Annotated in this window: 17 protein-coding genes; 9 read left to right on the top strand and 8 right to left on the bottom strand. The window is 68.1% G+C overall.

Translation table 11 applies throughout. The features are described 5' to 3' along the window. From rpoB to NMI01S_RS30100, 4 genes are all read right to left on the bottom strand, one after another. Positions 1–2,038, bottom strand: a 2,038-nt coding sequence (gene rpoB / locus NMI01S_RS30085; RefSeq protein ID WP_084513391.1) for a DNA-directed RNA polymerase subunit beta, incomplete at its 3' end; no start/stop codon positions are given. A 333-nt stretch (positions 2,039–2,371) separates the two neighbouring features. Next, complete coding sequence (locus NMI01S_RS30090) at positions 2,372–3,223, bottom strand: carbohydrate ABC transporter permease (protein WP_063002145.1); 852 nt, start codon at positions 3,221–3,223, stop codon at positions 2,372–2,374. Beyond that, a complete protein-coding gene (locus NMI01S_RS30095; protein WP_063002146.1) occupies positions 3,220–4,113 on the bottom strand; it encodes a carbohydrate ABC transporter permease in 894 nt (297 codons plus the stop codon). The genes NMI01S_RS30090 and NMI01S_RS30095 overlap by 4 nt, the downstream gene beginning before the upstream one ends. Beyond that, positions 4,110–5,354, bottom strand: a complete 1,245-nt coding sequence (locus tag NMI01S_RS30100; RefSeq protein ID WP_063002193.1) for an extracellular solute-binding protein — start codon at positions 5,352–5,354, stop codon at positions 4,110–4,112. The genes NMI01S_RS30095 and NMI01S_RS30100 overlap by 4 nt, the downstream gene beginning before the upstream one ends. A gap of 186 nt (positions 5,355–5,540) precedes the next feature. On the opposite strand from NMI01S_RS30100, the gene NMI01S_RS30105 reads away from it, so the two are divergent. From NMI01S_RS30105 to NMI01S_RS30125, 5 genes are all read left to right on the top strand, one after another. Then, positions 5,541–6,470: an SIS domain-containing protein gene (locus tag NMI01S_RS30105; RefSeq protein WP_063002194.1), complete on the top strand. Its 930-nt coding sequence runs from the start codon at positions 5,541–5,543 to the stop codon at positions 6,468–6,470. Then, positions 6,467–7,390, top strand: a complete 924-nt coding sequence (locus NMI01S_RS30110; protein WP_063002147.1) for an ROK family protein — start codon at positions 6,467–6,469, stop codon at positions 7,388–7,390. Before NMI01S_RS30105 ends, NMI01S_RS30110 begins: the two co-directional genes overlap by 4 nt. Further along, the gene (gene nagA, locus NMI01S_RS30115) at positions 7,387–8,544 is read left to right on the top strand and encodes an N-acetylglucosamine-6-phosphate deacetylase (protein WP_063002148.1); all 1,158 of its coding nucleotides are present in this window, start codon (positions 7,387–7,389) and stop codon (positions 8,542–8,544) included. Before NMI01S_RS30110 ends, nagA begins: the two co-directional genes overlap by 4 nt. After that, entirely contained in the window at positions 8,541–9,485 is a 945-nt protein-coding gene (locus tag NMI01S_RS30120) for a hexose kinase (RefSeq protein WP_063002149.1), read from the top strand. The genes nagA and NMI01S_RS30120 overlap by 4 nt, the downstream gene beginning before the upstream one ends. A 206-nt stretch (positions 9,486–9,691) precedes the next feature. After that, positions 9,692–10,198 (top strand): hypothetical protein, encoded by a 507-nt coding sequence (locus tag NMI01S_RS30125; protein ID WP_063002150.1) that lies wholly within the window; start codon positions 9,692–9,694, stop codon positions 10,196–10,198. A 16-nt stretch (positions 10,199–10,214) separates the two neighbouring features. Here NMI01S_RS30125 and NMI01S_RS30130 read toward each other — a convergent pair whose 3' ends face one another. Continuing rightward, a complete protein-coding gene (locus NMI01S_RS30130; protein WP_063002195.1) occupies positions 10,215–11,216 on the bottom strand; it encodes an XdhC family protein in 1,002 nt (333 codons plus the stop codon). Positions 11,217–11,417: 201 nt separating this feature from the next. Then, the gene (locus tag NMI01S_RS30135; RefSeq protein WP_063002151.1) at positions 11,418–12,563 is read right to left on the bottom strand and encodes a lipase family protein; all 1,146 of its coding nucleotides are present in this window, start codon (positions 12,561–12,563) and stop codon (positions 11,418–11,420) included. Positions 12,564–13,066: 503 nt separating this feature from the next. On the opposite strand from NMI01S_RS30135, the gene aceA reads away from it, so the two are divergent. The 4 genes from aceA (at position 13,067) to NMI01S_RS30155 (ending at position 18,437) form a co-directional block, all read left to right on the top strand. Next, positions 13,067–14,359: an isocitrate lyase gene (gene aceA, locus NMI01S_RS30140; protein WP_030518801.1), complete on the top strand. Its 1,293-nt coding sequence runs from the start codon at positions 13,067–13,069 to the stop codon at positions 14,357–14,359. Positions 14,360–14,602: 243 nt separating this feature from the next. Beyond that, positions 14,603–15,472, top strand: coding sequence for a 3-hydroxybutyryl-CoA dehydrogenase (locus NMI01S_RS30145; RefSeq protein ID WP_063002152.1), 870 nt, complete (start codon positions 14,603–14,605; stop codon positions 15,470–15,472). A 396-nt stretch (positions 15,473–15,868) separates the two neighbouring features. Continuing rightward, positions 15,869–18,196 (top strand): 5-methyltetrahydropteroyltriglutamate--homocysteine S-methyltransferase, encoded by a 2,328-nt coding sequence (gene metE, locus NMI01S_RS30150; protein ID WP_063002153.1) that lies wholly within the window; start codon positions 15,869–15,871, stop codon positions 18,194–18,196. A 43-nt stretch (positions 18,197–18,239) separates the two neighbouring features. After that, a complete protein-coding gene (locus tag NMI01S_RS30155) occupies positions 18,240–18,437 on the top strand; it encodes an Rv0909 family putative TA system antitoxin (RefSeq protein WP_036506129.1) in 198 nt (65 codons plus the stop codon). A 72-nt stretch (positions 18,438–18,509) separates the two neighbouring features. Here NMI01S_RS30155 and NMI01S_RS30160 read toward each other — a convergent pair whose 3' ends face one another. Then, on the bottom strand, positions 18,510–20,009 hold the full coding sequence (locus NMI01S_RS30160; protein ID WP_063002154.1) for an aldehyde dehydrogenase family protein: 1,500 nt from the start codon (positions 20,007–20,009) through the stop codon (positions 18,510–18,512). Next, complete coding sequence (locus tag NMI01S_RS30165; protein ID WP_063002155.1) at positions 20,006–21,637, bottom strand: GMC family oxidoreductase; 1,632 nt, start codon at positions 21,635–21,637, stop codon at positions 20,006–20,008. The genes NMI01S_RS30160 and NMI01S_RS30165 overlap by 4 nt, the downstream gene beginning before the upstream one ends. Between the last annotated feature and the right edge of the window lie 390 nt (positions 21,638–22,027).

The raw sequence follows: 22,027 nt of genomic DNA on the forward strand, positions 1-22,027 counted from the left end.
CCGGACCGTCGGCGAGGACATCTCCGCGGGCCACCCGCTGTTCTTCGTCCACGATCGGACGCTGGTTGGCGCAGGTGCCCTGATTCGTGCGCGAGAACTTCCGCAGCCGATAACTGCGCCGCGTCCCGTCGTCGTGCATGACGGTGATGTAGTCGGCCGAAACCTCCTCCACCACACCGGCTTTCTCGTTGACGACCAGATCTCCGGCGTCGACGGCGGCTCGTCGCTCCATACCCGTGCCGACGAGCGGCGCCTCGGTGCGCAGCAACGGCACCGCCTGTTTCTGCATGTTCGCACCCATCAGGGCGCGGTTGGCGTCGTCGTGCTCCAGGAACGGAATCATGGCGGTCGCCACCGACACCATCTGGCGCGGCGAGACATCCATATAGTCGATCAGGGTCGAATCGACGATCTCGACTTCGGAATTCCTGCGCCGCACCGGAATTCGCGTGGCGACGAAGCGGCCCGCGGCATCGAGCGGTTCGTTGGCCTGCGCGACGACGTGCCGGTCCTCCTCGTCGGCGGTCAGATAGTCGACCTCGTCGGTGACGGCGCCGTCGACCACCCGGCGATACGGGGTTTCGATGAAACCGAACGGATTGACCCGCGCATACACCGAGAGGTAGCCGATCAGGCCGATACTCGGACCTTCGGGCGTCTCGATCGGGCACATCCGGCCGTAGTGGCTGTAGTGCACATCGCGGACCTCGAGGCCGGCGCGCTCACGGGACAGACCCCCCGGCCCCAGCGCCGACAGTCGGCGCTTGTTGGTCAGGCTCGCCAGCGGATTGCGTTCGTCCAGGAACTGTGACAGCTGTGAGCTGCCGAAGAACTCCCGCACCGCCGCCGTGATCGGGCGGATGTTGATCAGCGTCTGCGGGGTGATGGCCTCGACATCCTGGGTCGTCATCCGTTCCCGGACCACCCGCTCCATCCGCGAGAGCCCGATGCGGATCTGATTCTGGATCAACTCGCCGACCGTGCGGACCCGCCGGTTGCCGAAGTGGTCGATATCGTCGACCTCGACCGGCACTTCCGGCCCGCCGGGCGCGGTCATCGTGGAATCGCCTGCGCGCAAACGCAACAGGTACTCGATGATGGTGACGATATCGTCCTCGGTCAGCACGCGCGGACCGCCCGTGCGGCCTCCGTGCGTCCCGAGTTTCTTGTTGATCTTGTAGCGGCCGACCGCGCCGAGGTCGTAGCGGTTGTCCCGGAAGAACAGGTTCTCCAGCAAATTCTGCGCGGATTCCTTGGTCGGCGGCTCGCCCGGCCGCAGCTTGCGGTGGATGTCGAGCAGTGCCTCGTCCGTGTTGGCGGTGTTGTCCTTGGCCAGCGAGGTGGTCATGATTTCGGAGAAGCCGAACCGTTCGGCGATCCGTTCGCTGCTCCAGCCCAATGCCTTGAGCAGCACGGTGACCGGCTGACGACGCTTGCGATCGATCCGCACGCCCACCGTGTCGCGCTTGTCGACATCGAATTCCAGCCACGCACCACGCGACGGAATCACCCGCGCCGAATGCAGCGTCTTCTCGGTGCCCTTGTCGATCGATGCGTCGAAGTACACACCCGGTGAGCGCACCAGTTGCGACACCACCACGCGCTCGGTGCCGTTGACGATGAAGGTGCCCTTGTCGGTCATCATCGGGAAATCACCCATGAAGACCGTCTGCGACTTGATCTCACCGGTGTTGTTGTTGACGAACTCCGCGGTCACGAACAGCGGTGCCGCGTAGGTCAAATCCTTGTCCTTGCATTCCTCGATCGAGGCCTTGACCTCTTCGAAGCGCGGATCGGAGAGGGTGAGCGACATCGTTTCGGAGAAGTCCTCGATGGGGCTGATCTCGGCCAGCACCTCGGCGAGTCCGCCGATCGCGTCATCGCCGCGCGTGGCCGCGCGCCGCTGCCATTCGGGCGCTCCGACCAGCCGGGCGAACGAATCGGTCTGAACCTCGAGCAGCCCCGGAATCTCCAGGGGTTCGGTCAGTTTCGCGAACGAGAGTCGTTGCGAGATTGTCAAGGCGCATCCTTCCAGCACCTCGCGCGGTCACGCCACGGGTGACCGGTACGAGATCTGCTTGTCCTGTAGGGGCTGTATGCACAATCCGCACCGGATGTCGTCCGAACATGCCTCGGCCGAGCCGATGAACAGCGACGCGCAGATTGCATCACTGTTCACGGCTGATTCGTATTTCGAGAGTTGGCGGGCATCCGGGTTGCGGGAGGTCCCAAAGTACACCGCAATAAGAAGATTGTCGAGAGAACGACAAGAATTAGACACCGCATATTCGGTGTCTTCCCACTTCTATAATGGCAGCCGTATATGCGATTCGTCAAGTCGATTGTCGTCAGGGCCGGCGAGTCGTGCCGGTCACTTCACACTTCCCGCGGTGAGGCCCGCGACCAGCCGCTTCTCGATGAGTGCGAACAGTACGACCACCGGCACGATGCCGACGGTGGAGATGGCGAACACGAACTGCCACGCGGTGTCGTATTGGCCGACGAATTTCGTCAGCGCCACCGAGAGCGGCTGATTTTCCGGCGTCGTCAATACCACCAGGCTCGCCGCGAATTCGTTCCAGCACGAGACGAAGACGAAAATCGTCGCGGTGACAATTCCGGGCCATACCAGCGGCAGGCTGATTCGCCACAGAATGTGTGGCCGCGACAATCCGTCGAGTTGCGCGGCTTCCTCGATCTGCACCGGAACGGAGGCGAAGAAGCTGTGCAGGATCCACACCGCGAACGAGAGGTTGAACGCCGCATTCACCAGAATCATCGCGAACCAGGTGTCGTTGATGCCGACGGCGAAGAACTCCCGGATCAGGCCCGTCACGAGTACTGCCGGCTGAAGCATCTGGGTGACCAGCACCGCGCCGAGAAAGACGGCTCTACCCGGAAACCGCCGTCGCGCAGTGTGATACGCGGCCGGTACGGCCACCGCCAGCACCAGCAGGGTCGCGAGCACGGCGATGGCGAGAGTGCTGACGATATTGAACGGCAGCGGCGTCTCCGGGGTATGCCACATATCGGCGTAGTTCCCGGGCCGCCACCGATGCGGCAGATAGGACGGCGGAATGCGCAGGATCTCCGACCGGGGTTTCAGCGATCCCAGCACCATCACGAGGTACGGGACGAGAAATACGGCCGCGATCACGACGCCGGCCGCCGTCAGTCCCCAGCGGCGCTTCGGTTTCCGCGCGGCACGCCCCCGGGTGGTCATGTGTCGGCCTTTGCGGTCGGCCGGACCAGTATCACGTAGGCCGCGATGATCACCGCGATCAGTGCGAAGTTCAGCACGCTCATCGCCCCGGCGGTCGCGAGCTGCTGATTCTGCCGAATCAGCTTGTAGGTCAACGTGGTCGTGGTGTCGGCGGAGAATCCGGCGATGCTGCCCGTCAGCACCTGCAGGATCGGCAGCGAATTGAAGACGTTGATGATGTTGACGACGGTGGCGACCGCGATCGCCGGACGCAGCTGGGGCAGCGTCAGATACCGGTAGCGTTGCCAGGCCGATGCGCCGTCCACCCGGCCCGCCTCGCCCACTTCCACCGGAATCGAGTGCAGCCCGGCGAGAATCGTATAGGTGGTGAACGGGATCGACACGAAGACCGCGACCGCGATCGCCACCGCGAAGGCCGGCCCCGGCTCCTTGGTGAATCCGAAACCGCGATCGAGCACACCGATATCGACCAGGAGGCGATTGACGAGGCCGACCTCCGGATCCAGCAGATAGGCGAAGATGCTCGTGGTCATGACCACCGAGGCCGCCCACGGCACCAGGATCGCCAGCCGGATCACGGTACGGCCGGGAAAGTCCAAAGCCAGAAACTGCGCCAGCGCCGCCGAGAGCACCAGCGTGATCAGCACGACGGCGACGACCCAGACGACGGTGTGGGCGAGGACGCTGCCCAGTTCCTCGATGCCGAACAGCCGGCGGAAGTTGGCCGTCCCGGCGAAGCCGCGATCGCGACCGTAGGGGCTGAGGTCGCGGGTGCTGGTCCAGATCATGTACCCGGCGGGAAATGCGACCACGGCGGCGATCAGGATGATCACCGGACCGATCCACGGCAGAGCGCGGATCGCGGACCCGGTGCCGCGTGGGCTGCTCATCGCGCCACCCGTGCGATGCGGCGCAGAACTTCCGCCGGATCCGCGCCCTGTGTCACCGTTCCCATCTGCTGCCGGATCGCGCCCTGGACCGCGGCCCATTTCGGATCGGCGGAAGGATAGAAACGGGCGACCGGCAGGGTGGCGGCGAAGGCCTCGGTCACCGGATCGTGCGCGAGTGCGCGCGCGCCGGATGCGGTGATCGGGATGAAGTGTTCCGCCCGCACGAAATCCGAGTAGACCGCGGGCGAATAGAAGTAGTTCAGGAACTGCCGGATCGCGGCCTGCTTGTTGCCGTGCTTGCGAAATGCCATCAGGTGATCGGCGACGCCGAGGGTCACGGGCGCACCGGTTTTCGTCGGCGACGCCGCGGTGGCGTAGCGCAGCGCCGGATTCTGCCGGTCGATCATGCCCAGCACCGGCGGCAGACCTTCGATCATGCCGATCCGGCCCTGGATGAACGCGTTGATCACGTCCTTGCGATCGGTGGAGCCGGGATTCGGCTGGGTGTCGCCCGCCGCGGCCAGCGCCGACATCGCCCGCACCCCTTCGCGATTGGCGTCGGTGTCCACGGTGAGGGTGGCGCCCTCGGACCAGCTGCCGCCGGCGCCGAAGGTCCAGATCGACGTCTCGCCCTGTGCTTCCTCACTGCCCAGTGGCAGGCCGTAACCGGAGATGCCGCCGCCGAGGGCCTGGATGCGGTGCGCGTCCTCCCGCAGCTCGGACCAGGTCCGCGGCGGGCCGGGGATGCCGGCGCGGGCGAACAGGTCGGTGTTGTAGAACAGCGTGCGCGTCGAGGCGAACAGCGGCAGGGCCCACTGGGTTCCGTCGATGGAGGCGTTGCGGGCGAAACCGGGATCGATGTCCCGCAGTACCGCCGGGTCGGCGATATCGGTTGCCGGATAGAGCATGTCGTCGATCGCGTAGGCGGAGTAGGCATCGATGCCGAGAATGTCGGGTGTGGTGGTCACCGACTGCAGGTCGGTGCGGACCACATCGTTGATCGAATCCCACGATTCGACTTGCAGATGGATCGTGATCGCCGGATTCTGCGCGCGGAAGTTCGCGATGATCGTGCTCCACTCCGCACGGGTCGCGTCGCTGTAGGCGGGTACCAGCAGCGCCAGCGCGTTCGGATCGGAATCGTCGGCGCTGCGGCCCCGGAAACCGCATGCTGCGACGGCCACCGACAGCACCACGAGAAGCGCGGCGAGCGCGAACGGAACGCGCGGCCGACCGGACACCAGCGTCAACCTTCCCCTCTGTGCGACCGTCACCTGCGGCATTCGCGGGATATCGGCGGATGCCGGAGGGTGGTGACCGGTCCGGCTCGTCCGAATCTAACCGGGGCGCCCGTCGCGGGGGACGATTCGCGGGAAAGTCGGCACGGGGAAGTTGACATGATCGAATCGGGGTCCGATTCTGAGACCGTGCCGCCCTCCACCGAGAGCTCTGATCGCACGCATCCGCCCCGGCCCCATCTGGCCGCCGAGGTGGCCACCCAGCCCGATGATTGGGTATGGGCCGCGGAGGTCGCGGCAGAGCACCGAACGCTGTTACCGAACCCCGGTGAACGGGTGGCGGTCGTCGGCTGCGGCACCTCCTATTTCATGGCGAGTGCGATCGCCGAACTCCGGGAGTCGGCCGGACACGGCCTCACCGACGCCTGGCCGGCGAGTGCGGTGCGAACCGGACGTGATTACGACCGCTATCTGGTGATCTGCCGTTCCGGCACCACCACCGAGGTGGTCGACGCTATGCGGGCGATGCCTGCCGCGGCGGCGCGTACCGTGATCTGCTCCAGCCCGGGTACCCCGGTACTCGAACTCGCCGATCCGATTCTGGTCGACGCGGTCGACGAGCGGTCGGTGGTCCAAACCCGTTTCGCGACAACGGCTCTCGCCATCCTGCGGTGGCATCTGGGGGAGGATCTCGCGCCGGCGATCGAACAGGCCCGCGCGGTCCTGGCCGAGGCCGCCGAGTCGAGTGTGCCGGCCGCGCTCCGGCACGCGGAGCAGATCACCTTCGTGGGAACGGGTTTCGCCGCGGCACTGGCGGACGAGGCGGGGTTGAAATTGCGGGAATCCTGCCGAGCCTGGACGGAAGGTTATCTCGCCAACGAATACCGGCACGGCCCGATCAGTATCGCGGCGCCCGGACGTGCGGTATGGGCGCTGGGACCCGTCGTCGCCGGGCTCCGCGACGACATACTCGCTACCGGAGCTCATTTCGAGCATCGTGATATCGATCCGATGGCCGAGCTGGTGCGTGTGCATCGGCTGTGCCTGCTGCGGGCCGGGGATCTGGGTGTGGATCCCGATCGCCCGCGCGGACTCCGGCGATCGGTGATCCTGCGATGAGGGAGGCGGAAAAGCTCGATCCGGTCCTCGCCATGGATGTCGGCGGTACCACGATCAAGGCGGAGATCAGCGACTCCGACGGCCGGATCGCCGCCGCCGCGACGGTGCCCACCCCGGGCGGCGAGCGGGCGTTCGACGCCATGGCCGAACTCGGCGACCGATTGCTGGCCGAGGTCTCCTCCGATACGCGGGAGGGCCTGCGTCGCGGGGCGATCGCACTGCCGGGCATCGTCGACGCCGCCCGATCGGTGGCGGTGTTCAGCAGCAATATCGGCTGGCGAGATGTGAAGGTGGGCAGCCGATTCCAGGACCGGTGGGGATTTCCGGTGCTGATCGAACACGATGTGGCCGTGGCCGGCTGGGCGGAGTGGCGCCTGGGCGCCGGGCGCGGCGCCGACGACGTGCTGGTGGTGAATCTCGGCACCGGAATCAGCGGGGCACTGATCGTCGGGGGCCGGCTCGTGCGCGGTGGCGTCGGGCAGGCCGGTGAATACGGGCATATCCCGGTGCGCCGCGACGGGCGGCGGTGTTCGTGCGGGAATGTCGGCTGTGTGGAAACCGTGGCCTCCGGCCCGTCCGTCGCACGGGCCTACCGTGAGCGCACCGGTCGCGAAATCGCCGGCGCCGAGGCGGTTTTCGCGGCCGCCTCGGACGACGGGCAGGCCCGGGCGGTGATCGACGACGCGATCGACGCACTGGCCGACGGACTGCTGGGCGTCGTGCACGCGGTCTGCCCGCAGCGCATCGTGATCGGCGGCGGACTGGCGGGCGCCGGGCCGGTACTGATCGACGGACTGCGCGCACGACTGGACCGGCTGGTGCGGGTGGCGCCGGTGCCCGAGGTCGTCGCGGGCGCCTTCGGCGCACGAGCCGGGCTCGTCGGTGCCGCCCGGTACGCCCGGCTGGGGAGCCTGGAATGAACGACGGACAGCCGGTGCTTCGCGGCCGCGTGGTCACCTCGACCGGCATCATCGACGATGCGGTGATCGAGGTGCTGGACGGGCGCATCGAGGCGGTGCGGCCCCTCGCGCAATGGACGTTCGGCAATCGGGGCGCCGAACCGCCGGCGCATCTCGGGACGTTGCTGCCCGGCCTGGTCGACATCCACAACCACGGCGGATTCGGCCACCGATTCGACACCACCGATCCCGAACAGGCCCGCGCGGCGGCCCGTTATCACCATCGGCAGGGAGCCACGACGGTACTGGCGAGCATCGTGACCGCCGCACCCGACGCGATGGTGGCCCAGGTCGCGGCGCTGCGCGAGGTGGCCGCGAGCGGTGAGATCGCCGGGATTCACGTCGAAGGACCGTTTCTTTCCGAAAGGCGCTGCGGCGCACAGGATCCCCGCTACCTTCGGGACCCCGATCCCGACCTGATCCGGCGCCTGCTCGATGCCGCCGGCGGATATCTGCGCGTGATGACGTTGGCGCCCGAACGCCACGGCTTCGCCGCCGCCGCCGAACAGCTGGCCGAGCACGGCGTGGTGGTGGCGCTCGGCCATACCGATGCCGGTTACGAGCAGTTCCGGGAAGCGCTGGCGCCCAGCGGATCCGGGACGCTGGTCACGCACCTCGCCAATACGATGGCGCCGCTGCATCATCGCGCGCCCGGCGCGGTCGCCGCCGCGCTGGTGGCCGCGGCCGCGGGCGATGCCGTGGTGGAGGTGATCGGAGACGGCGTGCACATCGAATCCGGTTTCGCGGCACTGGTCTTCGCGACCGCTCGGCACCGCGTGGCGCTGGTGACCGATGCCATGCAGGCCGCGGGCCTGCCCGACGGCGACTACCGCCTCGGGCCGCAGGCGGTCCGGGTGGAGGCGGGGGTGGCGCGGATACCGGGCGGTGCCCTGGCCGGAGGGACCGCGACCCAGTTGCGGTGCCTGCGCTGGGCGGTCCACGAATGCGGTGTGGATCCGGTAGACGCGGTGCGCGCGGCGACGGCGACGCCGGCGGCCGCGATCGGCGCGACGGCGGTCGGTGATCTGCGGCCGGGGATGTTCGCCGACGTGCTGGTCGTGGATTCGGATCTGGAGTTGCGCGCGGTGCTGCGGCGAGGACAGTGGTTGAGGTGATTCTGACCGTGACGCTGAACCCGGCCTACGATATGACCTATCGCGTCGAGGATTTCGAACCTGGACGGGCGCATCGGGTTTCGTCCGTCGAGCAGCGCGTCGGCGGTAAGGGCATCAATGTCACCCGCGTGCTCAATCAGATCGGGAAATATTCGCGCGCAACGGGTTTCGCCGATCACACGTTCTCCGCGGCCGCCGAACGGGAACTGCCGGTGGATTTCGTGCACGCCCTGCCGTGGGTGCGCCGCACCGTCGTGATCAGCGAATGCCACGACGGCTCGGCGACCTCGCTGTGGGAGCCGGGGGCGCGGCTCACCAATCCGGATGCGGTGGATCAGCTGCTGGTGCGGGTGGGCGGGCTGGTCGGTGAGGCCGGCGGCATCGTCGTCTCCGGATCGCTGCCCGGCGGCGTACGCGCGTCGCTGCCCGCCGACCTGGCCCGCATCGGCATCGACGCCGGAGTTCCGGTGATCTGCGATGTGGACGGACTCGCCCTCGAGGCCGCCGCCCGGGTGCCCGGGGTGATCCTCATGCCGGACCCCGAAAACCTCACGGCACTGACCGGCGCGCACCCGGCCACGACCGAGGAGGTGGCCGCGGCGGCCGTCGCGCTGGTGGACGCGGGCGCGGCAGCGGTGATCGCGACCCGCGGCGCGGACCGCATGGTCGCGGTGACACCGGACGGCGCGTGGTCGGCCGCCCTGGCCGAGCCACTGTCCGGTAATCCGACCGGCGCCGGTGACGCCGCGGCCGCCGCGGTGATCGCCGCGCTGGCCGGACCCGACCGGCCGGAGTGGCCCGCGATCCTCGCCGACGCGGTTGCCACCTCGGCGGCCGCGGTGGTGATGGCCGTGGCCGGCGAAATCGACCTGTCGGTGCGGCAGCGGGTGCTCGCACAGGTCGTGGTCGAGAAGCTGGCCGATCCGGCCGGCGACTGCTGACGCCTCCGGTCGGGCTCCGCGCGGATCGGGTCACGGGCCCCGCCGACGTATTCCGCCGCGCCGCGCCGGTGCGGCGGCGCGGGCGGCGCCGGGCGGTACATTTCGAACGGGCTTGTCGTTGTCTGCGCGCCGAAAGCCGGTGGTCGGCGCCTCGGACCGCTGAACCAGAGGATCGTCGAACCGGAGTTTCCGGAAGAGGTGAGCTGATGCCCGACCCCGTACCCGACCCCGCTGCCGCCCCCGAACCGGTCACCGGCCGCGACCTCGCGCCTGGCACGGACCCCGCGCTCGAGTCCGGCCTCGACCGCGAGTCCGTTCCCGCCTCGGAGGCCGGCGCCGCACCGCCGGCCGACGATGTGGCGATCGACCGGATGCCCTTCGCGGTTCGCGCGGCGCAGGTACTCGCGCTCGGACTGGCGGTGGTCGGCATCGGCTGCACCGTCACCGCGGGCTGGCTGTCCGGCTCGCATGTCGCACTGATCACCGGGCTGTCGTTCATCGCGAGCTGGGTACTGGGCGCGGTCGCCCTGGCCTTCGGCGCCGTGGGCGCGAGCATCCGGATCGGCGCGGTCTTGCTCGCCGTACTCAACGCACTGTGGACGGTGCCCTCGATCGTCGTGGGCCGCCCGCCGGGCTGGCTCGGGCCCGTGGTCTCCGTGCTGGTCGTGGGGTTGCTGCTGCGGCGCTCGGCACGTGATTGGTTCGAACCCTAGAGGTCCCCGACGCCGATCAGGAGGCGGCGGCTGTGGCGTGTGCCGGGGTCCGGCTCGAACCCGCGGACCGCACCGCGAGCAGTTCGGCCGCGATCGCCACGGCATGTTCCATCGGAGTGCGGGCGCCGATGTCGAAGCCGGCCGGTGCGTGCAACCGTGCCAGGGTGTCGGCGCCGAATCCGCCGGCCTGCAACGCCTCGAGCCGATGGTCGTGTGCCGAATGCGAGCCGAGCGCGCCCAGATAGCCCAGTTCGGGCAGCCGCAGGGCCACGGTGAGCAGGGGGATCTCGAACTTCGGGTCCTGGGTCGCGGCGACGATCGCGGTGGTCCGGTCGATGGTCCCGGCGCCGGCCTGGGCGTTGAGATAGCGGTGCGGCCAGTCCACCACCACCTCCGCGCCCGGGAACGACGCGGGAACGGCGAAGGCCTCGCGCGGATCGCAGATGGTCACCCGATAGCCCAGCAGCCGGGCCTGTGTCGTCAATGCGGCCGCGAAGGTGTTGGCACCGAAGATGATCAGCCGCGGCGGCGCGGTGTGAGAGGAGACGAACACATCCGATTCCGGCAGCGACACCAGCTCGGTGTTGTGCCGGCGGTCGGTGACCAGATGCTGGCCGATCACCTCCGGATCGTTGTGCCACACGACGGTGAACACCGTGACCGGCTTGTGCCGCGCGATATCCCCGGCCACCGCCGCGAATTCCGGAAAGTCGTTGCGGGAGAACGGTTCCACGAATACGTCGATGGTCCCGCATTCCGCGCTCACCTCGAAGCCGGAGGTCGCGTCGAAACGCCGCAACTCCCGGTGACCGGTGCGCGCTGCCGCCACCGCGGCCTCGTAGACGGCCGCCTCGTAGCACCCGTCGGAGACCGATCCGTGCACACCGCCGTCGGGATCGACGAGCATCGCCGAGCCCACCGGTAAGGGGGAGCTGCCGAAGGTGCGGACCAGGGTTGCCAGGCCGCCCGTGCGGCCGCTGTGCCAGACCCGTAGCAGGTCCTCGACGATGTCACGCATCACATGCTCCCGATCAGCGTGCGCGAGTGGGCGGGCCCGCCGGTCGTCGCGTCCCGTCGCCAGATCGTCACACGTGAGGGCCACGATAACCGCTCTCGTGCGCGGCGTCGTCTCGGCGATGGGAATTCCCCTACGGGCGCCGATCGGCGCGGGAATCCGGTTGTGACATAGCACAACCGAATAACCGACCGGGTTGTCCCGTCAGGCGAACAGGCCGCGAACGAACGGCAACGAATCGACCAGTGAGGCGTTCACCGTGCCGCTGTGATCGGTGGGATAGACCCGGAAGGTCAGCGGCTGCCGGTTGGCGGTCAGAACTCCCGCGTAGCGCAGCGTCTCGGGGGTGATCACGTCGGTGTCGCGCAGGCCCTGTCCCATGAAAAGCGGCCTGTCGTAACCGGTTTCGGGCAACCCGAGGTAGCCGGCCAGCAAACCGTGCAGATCGGGAATCTGCGCCAACGGGCGGGTGAACAGGTCGCCGATCACCACGCCGGCGGCGGCCAGATCGTCCCCGAGCGGAAGGAGACATTCGTCCTTCGCCCGGTCGAGCCAGTATCGGCCCGAGTCGTTCAGGAATGATTCGATGCCGAGTTCCGGAAATGTGGTGCGCAGGCCGTTGAGGATGTAGAGCACGTAGCCGGTGGTGTGCGGGCTCAGCTTCACCGGCGGGATGCCCGGGCCCAGTGGCATCAGGATGTCCTCGATATAAGCCGGCACACCGGTGCCGACCGCCCCTCGGTAGTCCAGCTCCGGCCCGCCGAACTCGGTCGCGTAGCGCGCGGTGAACATCGCCGCGCCGCCACCCTGCGACTGGCCGACCACCACCCATTCGTGCGACAGCTGCGAGTAGTGGCCGACGGCGGCTCGCACGGCGTCGACCACATTGTGCGCCTCGACGACGCCGTTGAGATACGGGTGGTCGCCGGGCGTGCCGAGGCCCGCGTAATCGGCGGCCACGATCGCATAGCCCTGCTTCAGCCAGGTGCCCAGATAGGCCCAGTCCCGCTCCACATCGCCGGGGCCGGCGATGCTGTAGGCGCAGCTGTCGCCCAGGCCGACGGTGCCGTGCGCCCAGGCGACGACCGGCCGGCCGCCGGCCGGGGCCGGGCCCGGCGGGAAGTACACCGCGGCGCTCGCGACCGTCGGCCGGTTCCCGACCGTGCTCGTCGTATAGAGGATGCGCTGAGAATCCACGGAGCCGGGCAGCGTCGCCGCCGCGGACAGCGGCTCCACCGATTGCACCACCGGCGTGTCCGCCGCGGCGCCGGGCGCCTCGATCACGGCGGTCGTCGCGGCCAGTGCCAGCGAGCAGGCGACGCCCGCGACCGCGGTCCACAGTGTGCGCATCGTGTTCCTTTCCGGGTTCCGGTGCCGACCCCCGGGGCACGCCGATCAGTGTCGCAGCCGGTCGGCCGAGCCACCGAGGTATGTCCGAATCGTACGGAGCCGGGAGTGGCGCGGCGCACACCGAGGGCGGCTGCCCTCGCATGTGAAGGTCCTCACAGTCGGCAATGCGTGCTCCCGAATCGCCGCGGTGGTAAGGCTCACTGAAACAGTACGAGCGTTACGTAAAACCGCATGTCAGCCCTACTCGCCAGTAGAAGTGTGCCGTGCAATTAGCAGGCAAATTTTGCAGGCTTAGCAAAGACCCCCGCAAAGCTAGCGGAGATTCACACTTGCAACAGGTAGACGGCAATTTTTTGTTGTGCCATCGTGTGGAAGTACACCCGTTGGGCATAGCAACCCTGCAAATTGCCGCTCCAGCAGAGTTCGGACATCGCGACCCGTAGTCGGCGCGGATGTCCGGCGAGCGGGGCAACCGAGACCGAACGAAGAAGTGGAGTCATCAGATGTCGAACGTCGGCACCCCGAAGACCGCTGCGGAGATCCAGAAGGACTGGGACACCAACCCGCGCTGGAAGGGCATCACCCGCGAGTACACGGCCGAGCAGGTCGTGCAGCTGCAGGGCAATGTCGTCGAGGAGCACACGCTTGCCCGCCGGGGTGCGGAGCTGCTGTGGGAGGGCGTCAACGCCGAAGGCGAGTACATCCACTCGCTCGGCGCTCTGACCGGTAACCAGGCCGTGCAGGCCGTGCGTGCCGGCCTGAAGGCCATCTACCTGTCCGGTTGGCAGGTCGCCGGTGACGCGAACCTGTCGGGCCACACCTACCCCGACCAGTCGCTGTACCCGGCCAACTCGGTGCCGTCGGTCGTGCGTCGCATCAACAACGCGCTGCTGCGCGCCGACGAGATCGCCAAGGTCGAGGGTGACACCTCGGTCGACAACTGGGTCGTGCCGATCGTCGCCGACGGTGAGGCCGGCTTCGGTGGCGCGCTGAACGTCTACGAGCTGCAGAAGGCCATGATCGCCGCGGGTGCCGCCGGTACCCACTGGGAGGACCAGCTGGCGTCGGAGAAGAAGTGCGGCCACCTCGGTGGCAAGGTGCTGATCCCCACCCAGCAGCACATCCGCACCCTGACCTCGGCTCGCCTGGCCGCCGACGTCGCCGACACCCCGACCGTCGTCATCGCCCGCACCGATGCCGAGGCCGCCACCCTGATCACCTCCGACGTCGACGAGCGCGACCGTCCGTTCATCACCGGTGAGCGCACCGCCGAGGGCTTCTACCACGTCAAGAACGGCATCGAGCCCTGCATCGCGCGTGCCAAGGCCTACGCCCCCTACTCCGACCTGATCTGGATGGAGACCGGTATTCCGGACCTCGAGGTCGCGCGGAAGTTCGCCGAGGGCGTCAAGTCCGAGTTCCCGGACCAGCTGCTGGCCTACAACTGCTCGCCGTCGTTCAACTGGAAGGCGCACCTGGACGACGCGACCATCGCGAAGTTCCAGCGCGAGCTGGCCGCGATGGGCTTCAAGTTCCAGTTCATCACGCTGGCGGGCTTCCACTCGCTCAACTACGCGGCCTTCGACCTGGCCTACGGCTACGCCCGCGAGGGCATGACCGCCTTCGTCGACCTGCAGGAGCGCGAGTTCAAGGCCGCCGCCGAGCGTGGCTTCACCGCCATCAAGCACCAGCGTGAGGTCGGTGCCGGCTACTTCGACACCATCGCCACCACCGTGGACCCGAACACCTCGACGGCGGCCCTGAAGGGCTCCACCGAAGAGGGCCAGTTCCACTGAGATCAGCAGTCGCCCCGCGCGGGCGGCGGTGATACCGACCCGGCGGCGACATGTCGCCGCCGGGTTACCTCACCCACCGACATGGGCACTCCTGCAACGAGTGCCCGAAGCCCTTCCCGTCCGAACAGCCCCGGCGGGGAGGGCTTTTCCCTATAACTGAAGTCACCTCCCTATAACCGAAGTGACCGAAGGGTGCGAGCCCCTTCACCCAATCCACCGCCACACAACCAGCAGGAGCGGGACGTGAGCAGCGAAAAGATTCAGCGCGTCGGAATCATCGGCGCCGGACAGATGGGCGCCGGAATCGCCGAGGTCTGCGCCCGGGCGCATGTCGATGTGCTCGTGTTCGAACAGACCCGGGAACTGGCCGCCGCCGGCCGCGCCCGCATCCTGCGATCGCTGGATCGCGGTGTGAGCAGCGGCAAGATCACCGAGCGGGAGCGCGAACAGGCCGCCTGGCGGCTGCGGTTCACCTCCGACCTCGGTGACTTCGCCGACCGGCAGCTGGTCGTCGAGGCCGTCGTGGAGAGCGAAGACGTCAAGACCGCGATCTTCAGCGAACTCGACAAGGTGGTCACCGACCCCGACGCCGTGCTGGCCTCCAACACCTCCTCGATTCCGATCATGAAGATCGCCGTCGCCACCAACAACCCCGAGCGGGTCGTGGGTATGCACTTCTTCAACCCGGTGCCGGTGCTGCCGCTCGTCGAGCTCGTGACCACCCTCAAGACCAGCGAAGCGGTGTCCGCGCGGGCCGAGGCCTTCGCAAGTGAGGTCCTCGGCAAGCAGGTCGTGCGCTCCGCCGACCGCTCCGGCTTCGTCGTCAACGCGCTGCTCGTGCCGTATCTGCTCTCGGCCATCCGCATGGTCGAATCCGGTTTCGCCACCAAGGAAGACGTCGACAAGGCGATGGTGCTCGGCTGCGCCCACCCCATGGGTCCGCTCGCCCTGACCGACCTGGTGGGCCTCGACACGGTCAAGTCGATCGCCGACTCCATGTACGCCGAATTCAAGGAGCCGCTCTACTCGGCGCCGCCGCTGCTCATGCGCATGGTCGAGGCCGGGCTGCTGGGTAAGAAGACGGGGGCGGGCTTCTACCAGTACAACCGCTGACGATTGGTCTTCTCGGAGAGCTTCGCCCCGCGAGTCGCCAACCGTTGTCGCGGAAGTCGCGCTGTGTTTTCGGCCTCGCTCCGCTCGGCGTGTTCGCGGCCCCTAGGGCTCGCCGTCCGGGCACCGCTGCTTGCTCCTTCGTCGCCTACGCAGCGGCACCCGAACGGCGAGCCGGCCGCGAACGGTCGCTCGTCAGACTCGCTCCGTGCGGGGTGCGATGGAGGTCACCTCCGGTTTGCGTTGCGGGTCGGAGTACGCGAGTAGCGCGGATCCGATAGCTCGTCCACAACTTCATCCACACCAGCTGTACCCTCCGCCTTGCGCGGCGGGTATCACCGTTACCGGGCATAAGCTGCAGTGAGGTCCTCGACCGCAGCTCGAAAGGGAGTCCCGCTCATGGTCAACGTCACCGACGGTTTCGGATCGAGCATCCTGGGTTACCCGCGGATCGGTCCGCACCGGGAGCTCAAGCGCGCACTGGAGTCCTACTGGCACGGCACCCTGTCGCGCGAGGAGTTGCTCGCGGTCGGGCGCGACATCCAGGACACCCAGTTCTCCGAGCTGGCCGCGACCGGACTGACGCAGGTACCCGGTAACACCTTCTCCTTCTACGATCACATCCTCGACAACGCGCTGCTGTTCGGCGCGGTCCCGAAGCGGTTCGAGCAGTATCGCGAGGAGTTGCACCCGCTCGACTTCTACTTCCTGATGGCGCGCGGCCGGCCCGATCTGCCGCCGCTGGAGCTGGTCCGGCTGTTCGGCACCAACTACCACTACCGTCAGCCCGAACTCGACGCCGATACCGAATTCTCGCTGCATCCCGAGGCGTTGCTGGAGGAGTGGGATCGGGCGATGGACCGCGGTATCGAACTGCGGCCGGTGGTGCTGGGCCCGCTGTCGCTGCTGCTGCTGTCGAAGGCCGGGCAGGTGCCGGGCGAGACCGAATTCGACAAGCTGACCCTGCTGGACAAGCTGCTGCCGGTCTACGAACAGCTGCTCGAGATCCTGGCCAAGCGCGGTTCCACCTGTGTGCAGTTCGACGAGCCGTGCTTCACCAGTGAGCGCACCCCCGAGGAGCTGGCCGCGTTCGAGCGGGCCTACCAGCGACTGTCGACGTCCGCGCTGCGTCCGCGCATCCTCGTCACCGGCCAGTACGGCGATTTCGCCGAGGCCGTGCGGATTCTGGCGGGTACCGCGGTGGAGGCGATCGGACTGGACCTGGCCAGCCACCGCACCCGGCCCGAGGAACTCGCCGAAATTCCCGGAATCCGGCGCAAGCGGCTCTACGCCGGCGTGATCAGCGGCACCAACGTGTGGCGTGCCGACCGGCTCGTCACCCTCGAATACCTCAACGCGCTGTCGAAGGTGTGCCCGGACCTCGTCGTGTCCACCGGGACCACGCTGCTGCACGTGCCCTACGACCTGCTGGTCGAGTACGACATCGAGGGCAATGTCGCCGACCGCCTCGCCTTCGCGAAACAGAAGGTGCTCGAGGTCGTCTCGCTGGCGAAGGCACTGACCGAAGTGCATCGGGGCGGGGAAGGGGGCGAGACCGCGGCGAAGTGGGCGAAGCGGCCGACCTCGGTGCATTTCAAGCAGAAACACGCTGTGCGGCAACGGGTTTACGCGGTGACGCCGCAGATGCGCGAGCGCGAACCGTACGAGGTGCGGGCGAAGGCACAGCGGGAGCGCCTGAATCTGCCGCTGGTTCCGGCGACCACGCTCGGTTCCTTCCCGCAGACCGACGCGGTGCGCCAGGCCCGCTACGACCTGGGCGAAGGCCGGCTGTCCTACGAGGAGTACCGCAAGCGGATCGAGGCCGAGATCGAGTCGACCATCCGCCTGCAGGAGGACATCGGCCTCGACGTGTTCGTGCACGGTGAGCACGAACGCAACGACATGATCCAGTACTTCGCCGAACTTCTGGACGGTTTCGCCACCACCCACTTCGGCTGGGTGCAGGTCTACGGCTCGCGGTGTGTGCGGCCGCCGATCATCTACGGCGACGTGTCGCGGCCGAAACCGATGTCGGTGGAGTGGATCACCTACGCGCAGTCGCTCACCGACAAACCGGTGAAGGGCATCGTGACCGGTCCGGTGACGATGGTGGCCCGCTCGTTCGTGCGCCAGGACCAGCCGCTGTACGAGACCGCCGATCAGGTGGCGCTCGCGATCCGCGACGAACTGGCCGACCTCGAGAAGGCCGGCGTGGCGATCATCCAGGTCGACGAACCGGCGGTCCGCGAGCTGCTGCCGCTGCGTCCGGACGGGCGCACAGAATATCTGCGCTGGGCGGTCAACGCGTTCCGGCTGGCGACCTCCGGAGTGCGGCCCGACACTCAGATCCACACCCACATCGCCTACTCGGCTCGCTCCGAAATCGTGCGTGCCATCGAGGAACTCGACGCCGACGTCACCGCCATCGTCGCGACCCGCTCGCTGGAATGGGTGCTCAACGCGCTGACCGAGGATGTCGAGGAGGGGCACGGGCTGAGCCACGGCGTGGGACCCGGTGTGTACGAGAGCCGTTCGGCGCGCATTCCGGACATCGACGAGATCGACGAATTGCTCACCGCCGCAGCCGAAGCCGTGACACCGCAGCGGCTGTGGGCGAATCCGGACGGCGGTTTGAAGACCCGCCACTACTGGCAGCTGGACCCGTCGCTGCGCAATATGGTCGCCGCGGCTCGCCGGGTGCGGCGCCGCGCCGAAGCGGCTGAATAGGCGTTAGCCTACGAATACTGTTTCGAGATCAGGAGAACCGCTCATGGGTATGTTCGACCAGCTCAAGGATGCCGCCGGTAAGGCAGCCGACCTGGCGGCCAAGAATGCCGACAAACTCGACCCGGTGATCGACAAGGTCGGCGATCTGGTCGACAAGCAGACCAGCGGCAAGTTCGAAAAGCAGGTCGACGCCGCGCAGCAGGCCGCGAAGAAGGCACTGCACGAGCAGACCGGGAAGTAGTCCACACAGGTCGTACACGGGGCGAAGGCCACGCCCGGCTCCGCGCCGGACGTGGCCTTCGTGCTGTGCGAATCAGTGCCGGCCGAACAGCAGCGCCATCAGGATCGCCATGGTGTCGTCGGCCTTCTGTGTGCGATCGAAGGTCGTCAGGGCGAGCAGCGAGGGGAAGCGCTGCCGCGCGACGGCGTGGGCATAGGTGAATTCACGCAAGCCGTCGGGACCGTGGATGCGGCCGAAGCCCGAGTCGCCGACACCGCCGAAGGGCAGCGACGGAATCTGCGGGAACGTGAAAACCGCGTTGACGCTGACCATTCCGGTGCGCAGCCGGTCGGCCAGTTCGCGCCCGCGTGCCTTCGAGAACACGGCCGCGGACAATCCGTAGCGGCTGTCGTTGGCGCGGGCGATCGCGGTATCCATATCGGGCACCTTCGCGACGGTCAGGGTGGGCCCGAAGGTTTCCTCCGTGACGGCCGGGGCGTCCTCGGGCACGTCGACCAGTACGGTCGGCTGCACTACCTGCCCGACGATGGAGTCGGCGCCGCCGGTCAGCGCCCGTCCGCCACGCGCGACGGCGTCCTCGATGTGGCGGCGGATCACCTCGAGCTGCTTCGGCATCGTGATGGGTCCGATCTTGGCGCCCGAATCATTGCCCGCGCGTTGTTGTTTCGCCTTCGTCACCAAGGTCTCGACGAAGGAGTCGTAGACGCGCTCGTGAACGTAGACCCGTTCGGTGCCGATACAGGACTGGCCGGCATTGGCCATCCCGGCCCACAGCGCGGCGTCGGCCGCGGCGTCCAGATCGGCGTCGGCGTCGACGAGCAGCACATCCTTGCCACCGCATTCGGCGACCAGCGGCGTCAGGCTCTCGGCGCAGGCGGCCATCACCTTCTTGGCCGTCGCCGTGGAGCCGGTGAAGGCGATCTTGTCCACACCCGATCGGCACAGCGCGGCACCGGTCGGCCCTTCGCCCGTGATCAGCTGCAGCACAGGCTGTTCCGGGACGACTTCGGCGAACATGTCGACCAGCCAGCGGCCGACGCCGGGGGAGTATTCGCTGGGTTTGAACACCACGGCGTTACCCGCCGCCAGCGCGTACACGATCGAACCCAGTGGCGTGAACACCGGATAGTTCCAGGGGCCGATCACGCCGATGACGCCGAGCGGCTTGTACTCCACCGATGCCGCCTGGTTGATCGTGAGCAGTCCCACCCGGGCGCTCTTGCGGCCCAACACCTTCGGGGCGTTGCGGCCCGCCCACTTCAGATGGTCGAGACTCAGCGCCACCTCGAGCGCGGCATCGGAATACGGCTTGCCGGTTTCGTCGTGCATCACCGCGGCCAGCTGCCGCATCCGCCGGGCCAGCAGTCCGGCGAATCCGGCCAGACGCCGGGCCCGTTCGGCGTAGTCGAGGCCGGACCACCAGGCGAATGCCGTGCGGGCTCGGGCCACCGCCGACTCGACATCGGCCTCGGTGTGGATCGGGTAGGTGCCCACCACCTCGCCGGTACCGGGATCGTGCACGTCGAAGGTGGCGTGCGTGTCGATCTCGCCGATCTCGTTCACGGTCGTCATCGGCTGGCCTCCTTCGTCGCGGTGCCCGTCGTGGCCGACGGGGTGCGGCCGCGGATCAGATCGGCCGCCTTCTCGCCGATCATGACGGTCGGCGCGTTGGTATTGCCCCGGACGATGCGGGGCATGACCGAGGCGTCGATCACGCGCAGTCCGCTCACGCCGTGGACGCGCAGTTCGGGGTCGACCACCGCGGTCTCGCCGGTGCCCATGGCGCACGTGCCGACCGGGTGGAACAGCGTCTGTGTCCAGCGGGCGATATGGGCCCGCCAGCCGTCCTCGTCGATCCGGTCGGCGTCTTCGGGCAGGTAGGAGCGATCGAGGTGGGCGGCCAGCGGCTGCTGCCGCGCGATCTCGAGCAGTTGCCGGCAGCCGGAGAGCAGGGCATCCGCATCGCGCGGGTCGGAGAAGTAGGCCGGATCGATCTCCGGTTTCCACAGCGGATCGGCCGACCGCAACCGCAACCGGCCCCGGCTGTGCACCTCGACCAGCGTCGGCCCGGCGGTGAACATCGGCGCGATGTTCTCGTGAAAACCGTTGTCGTAGAACGCTGTCGGCGCGACGTGGTATTGGATGTCGGGGCCCTCGAGTCCCTCGCGGGTGCGTACGAATCCGCCGCCCTCGCCGACATTGGAGGTCAGCGGCCCACGACCGAGTGCCTGCCACTGCACGAGCCGGAACGGGGTCTCGAAGTCGGCGAGATCGGAGACGCCGCGGGTGCGCCACAGAATCGGGGTCACCGGATGGTCGTGCAGGTTCTCGCCGACGCCGGGCAGGTCCACCACCACATCGATGCCCAGGTCACGCAGATGCGCCGCGGGCCCGATACCGGAGAGCATCAGCAACTGCGGCGAATTGACAGCACCGCCGGACAGCAGCACCTCGGCCTCGGCGTGCACCGTGTGCTCGCTGCCGTGGCGGCGATAGGTGACCCCGACCGCGCGGGTGCCGTCGAGTACCAGCGCGGTGGCGTGCGCCTCGGTCCGCACCGTCAGGTTCGGCCGGTCCAGCGCCGGGCGCAGATAGCCGTCGGCGGTGGACCAGCGGCGGCCGTGGCGATGGGTGACCTGGTAGCGGCCCACACCCTCCTGCGTCGCGCCGTTGAAATCGTCGGTGCGGGGAAGGCCCGCGGCCGCAGCGGCGGCGATCCAGGCATCGGTCAGTTCGTGGGTGAAGCGGCGGTTCTCGACATGCAGCGGGCCGTCGGTGCCGTGATAGGGCGAACGCAGGCCGGTGTTGGTCTCCGACCGCACGAAATAGGGCAGGACGTCCTCGTAGCTCCAGCCGACCGCGCCGAAGTCGCGCCGCCAGCCGTCGTAGTCGGCGCGATTGCCGCGGATGAAGATCATCGCGTTCATCGACGAGCAGCCGCCCAGCGCCTTCATCCGCGGCCAGTACGCGCGCTGGCCGCCGAGATGCTTCTGCGGTGTGGTCTCGTATCGCCAATCCCATTGGGTGCGAATCAATTTCCCCCACGCCGCGGGTATCTTGATATCGTCGGCCCGGTCGTCGGGACCGGCCTCCAGCAGCAGGACCGAGACCTGGGGATCCTCGGTGAGGCGATGGGCGAGGACGCAGCCCGCGCTCCCCGCTCCGATGATGATGTAGTCGAACGATTCACGGTCGGGCACGCGAGGACCTCCAGCACGGTTGCCGAACACCGACACGGATCCGGCCGGGCCGACCTGCGGTGATAGCCGTAGAGGCCGTCCCGGACCCGGTTCCAGGGTCGACCTTACGCTGTGCGGGGCGGTCGGGAGCGGAGTTCGGCGCCGGCGAATCCGGGCGGGAGCCGGCGGGGTCGTGTGTGGCGCGGGCGCGGTGTCGGCGCGCCTCCGAATATGAAGGTACACAGGCGATTACAGATCACGCGGCGCATTCGGGCCGGGCCGGCGGTCGACCGCGGCCCGTACCGCCGTGTTGCGGGGGAGCCGCGCGGGTGTGGTCGGTGTGCCCGGGCGTATCCGGACCGCGGCACGTAGGATTCGGCCGGACCCGCCGACCGGTCCGGGTGGCGTCGC

The organism is Nocardia mikamii NBRC 108933 (assembly GCF_001613505.1).
Lineage (GTDB): Bacteria > Actinomycetota > Actinomycetes > Mycobacteriales > Mycobacteriaceae > Nocardia > Nocardia mikamii.

Excerpts from the sequence above, each read along its gene's own strand:
- NMI01S_RS30125 (WP_063002150.1), top strand. The coding sequence starts at position 9,692 with ATGCCCGACCCCGTACCCGACCCCGCTGCCGCCCCCGAACCGGTCACC.
- NMI01S_RS30130 (WP_063002195.1), bottom strand. The coding sequence starts at position 11,216 with ATGCGTGACATCGTCGAGGACCTGCTACGGGTCTGGCACAGCGGCCGC.
- NMI01S_RS30090 (WP_063002145.1), bottom strand. The coding sequence starts at position 3,223 with ATGACCACCCGGGGGCGTGCCGCGCGGAAACCGAAGCGCCGCTGGGGA.
- NMI01S_RS30135 (WP_063002151.1), bottom strand. The coding sequence starts at position 12,563 with ATGCGCACACTGTGGACCGCGGTCGCGGGCGTCGCCTGCTCGCTGGCA.
- NMI01S_RS30160 (WP_063002154.1), bottom strand. The coding sequence starts at position 20,009 with ATGACGACCGTGAACGAGATCGGCGAGATCGACACGCACGCCACCTTC.
- metE (WP_063002153.1), top strand. The coding sequence starts at position 15,869 with ATGGTCAACGTCACCGACGGTTTCGGATCGAGCATCCTGGGTTACCCG.
- nagA (WP_063002148.1), top strand. The coding sequence starts at position 7,387 with ATGAACGACGGACAGCCGGTGCTTCGCGGCCGCGTGGTCACCTCGACC.
- NMI01S_RS30110 (WP_063002147.1), top strand. The coding sequence starts at position 6,467 with ATGAGGGAGGCGGAAAAGCTCGATCCGGTCCTCGCCATGGATGTCGGC.
- NMI01S_RS30155 (WP_036506129.1), top strand. The coding sequence starts at position 18,240 with ATGGGTATGTTCGACCAGCTCAAGGATGCCGCCGGTAAGGCAGCCGAC.
- NMI01S_RS30095 (WP_063002146.1), bottom strand. The coding sequence starts at position 4,113 with ATGAGCAGCCCACGCGGCACCGGGTCCGCGATCCGCGCTCTGCCGTGG.
- aceA (WP_030518801.1), top strand. The coding sequence starts at position 13,067 with ATGTCGAACGTCGGCACCCCGAAGACCGCTGCGGAGATCCAGAAGGAC.